Origin of the sequence: uncultured Campylobacter sp. (assembly GCF_938031315.1) — a bacterium.
In the GTDB taxonomy this organism is placed as follows: domain Bacteria; phylum Campylobacterota; class Campylobacteria; order Campylobacterales; family Campylobacteraceae; genus Campylobacter_B.
On record NZ_CALHHT010000488.1, the window covers coordinates 1 to 1,489 of the forward strand.

The 1,489-nt window shown below is 44.7% G+C and carries 1 protein-coding gene and 1 pseudogene; both read right to left on the reverse strand.

Annotation, left to right across the window (positions count from 1 at the left end):
* Positions 1-513, reverse strand: a pseudogene (locus Q0236_RS12040) (hypothetical protein); the annotation flags it as partial.
* Between the two features lie 52 nt (positions 514-565).
* Positions 566-1,048 carry a PepSY domain-containing protein gene (locus tag Q0236_RS12045; RefSeq protein ID WP_297918395.1) on the reverse strand — a complete coding sequence of 161 codons (483 nt, stop codon included), beginning with the start codon at positions 1,046-1,048 and terminating at the stop codon, positions 566-568.
* Positions 1,049-1,489 lie beyond the last annotated feature (441 nt).

The following is a 1,489-nucleotide window of genomic DNA, read 5'->3' on the forward strand; positions in this document are numbered from 1 at the left end:
GTCAAATTTCGCCCGCTCCTCGTTTATTTTTGAAAGCTGCGCTTTTTGCGCTTCGTCTTTTAGCTCGCTTGCGGCATCTGCAAGCCACAGCCCCGCCCTGCCGACACAAACTAGCGCGCCGGCCGCGCTTTGCAGCGAAATTTCGAGTACTTTTTTAAATAAATTTTGCGCTTTGCATTTTGGGGCGCCCCCGCATATTTTTTCCGCGCTTTCGCCTACCTTGCTCGCGTTTTGATCTAAATTTTCGTAGCCCTGCTCCGCCCCGCTTTCGCCGGAATTTCGCTCGGCGCTTTCATCTAAAATTCGGTTTAGATTTTCAACCGCGCTTTCCTCGCCGTTTTCATCTAAATTTAGAGTGCTTTTGCTCGCTGTACTCGCGCTATCGTCTAAATTTACACCGACGTTTGCGTTTAAATTTTCATCCGCGTTTTCGTTAAAATTCGCGCTCAAATTTTCCTCCGAATTTCGCCCGCTAGTTTTCTCATCTAAATTTTGATTCGTATTTTTGCTCATCTTTTTTCCTTTGCCTAAATTTCGGCGCCCGAAGCTACTCGGGCGCATAAAATCACTTCGTGTAGTTGCCGATAATTTCGCCTGTTTGAGCGTTTATTATCACCTTTTTCTCGCTCATGCCTTTTTTAAGCTCGACCTCGTAGATCCAAACGCCGTTTTTATTCTCAAGATCGGCCTCATCAAGGCTCCAGCCAGCCTCAAGCGCTAGCGCCTTATCTGCGGCCTCATCGATGCTAAGAGCGAACTTTGAGAAATCTATCGCCTCGTTTGGCAATATAAATTTCTTGTTTTTAACCTCTTGTTTTACGATTTGCCCGCTTGCGGCGTCGATTTTGATCTCTTGTTTTTGATTATCTTTAAAAGACTCTATCTCATAAAAAATCGCCCCTTTTTTAACATCCATTGATATATCCTTGATCTTTGAGCCCGGGAAATTTTTCTCCGCGATGTTTAAAGCCTCCTTGGACGTGATAGCCTGCAAGCTCGTCGCACCTAAAACCGCCGCTAAAACCGCTGCGCCTAATAACTTTGTCATTTCTGATCCTTTTGTTTTGATTTCCAACTTTCGTTTGGATGAGCGCATTATAAAATTCCTAAATGAAGCTGCGATGAATAAAGATGAATTTGGTTAAAAAAATGAGCGAGGCTAAATTTAAAGAAGCAAAAACCAAACAGAATCGAGCTTGACTCGGTTTTAAGGCGCGGTAAATTTAATCCGCGCCATGATAAAATTTTGAAATTTTATAAAATTTGCCGCCCGCCCAACCGAAATTTTAAAATTTAGCGAGCAGGAGCGGGTCTGCGGGCGCACGAGAAATTCTACGCGCCGTTTTATACAGCGTTCGTGCGCCCGCAAAGATTGCCCAAGCGACGGTTATTCGCCCAGGAAGTATTTCAGATCCGCCTGCGCGTCGCCGCTAATTAGGCGAAGGCCGAAATTTTGCACCAAAAAGCCCAAAATTTCGTCGTTGAAAAA

Excerpts from the sequence above, each read along its gene's own strand:
- Q0236_RS12045 (WP_297918395.1), bottom strand. The coding sequence starts at position 1,048 with ATGACAAAGTTATTAGGCGCAGCGGTTTTAGCGGCGGTTTTAGGTGCG.